Origin of the sequence: Mycobacterium angelicum (assembly GCF_002086155.1) — a bacterium.
GTDB lineage: Bacteria > Actinomycetota > Actinomycetes > Mycobacteriales > Mycobacteriaceae > Mycobacterium > Mycobacterium angelicum.
Genome location: NZ_MVHE01000344.1, coordinates 1 through 321, shown reverse-complemented (window position 1 = coordinate 321; position 321 = coordinate 1). Strand labels below are relative to the sequence as shown.

The window sequence follows — 321 nt, the reverse complement described above, 5'->3', positions numbered from 1 at the left end:
CGGCAAGATCCGGCGGTCAGCCTGCGTCGAACGCTATCGCAGCGACGGCTTCAAGCGGCTGGACGTAGCCGTATGACGGGAAGCATCAGTGGTGAAGCCGACCTTCGCCACTGGCTAATCGACTACCTAGTAACCAATATCGGCTGCACACCTGACGAGGTGGACCCCGATCTGTCGCTTGCCGACCTCGGCGTCAGCTCCCGCGACGCGGTCGTACTGTCCGGCGAACTGTCAGAGCTGCTGGGCAGGACCGTATCGCCGATTGACTTCTGGGAGCACCCGACGATCAACGCGCTGGCCGCGTATCTGGCCGCACCCGAG

2 protein-coding genes are annotated in these 321 nt (G+C 63.6%); both read left to right on the top strand.

What is annotated here, in order from left to right; genetic code table 11:
- Positions 1-76, top strand: a 76-nt coding sequence (locus BST12_RS35100; RefSeq protein ID WP_425437441.1) for a hypothetical protein, incomplete at its 5' end; no start/stop codon positions are given.
- Positions 73-321, top strand: a 249-nt coding sequence (locus BST12_RS29715; protein ID WP_130114892.1) for an acyl carrier protein, incomplete at its 3' end; no start/stop codon positions are given. The genes BST12_RS35100 and BST12_RS29715, both read left to right, overlap by 4 nt.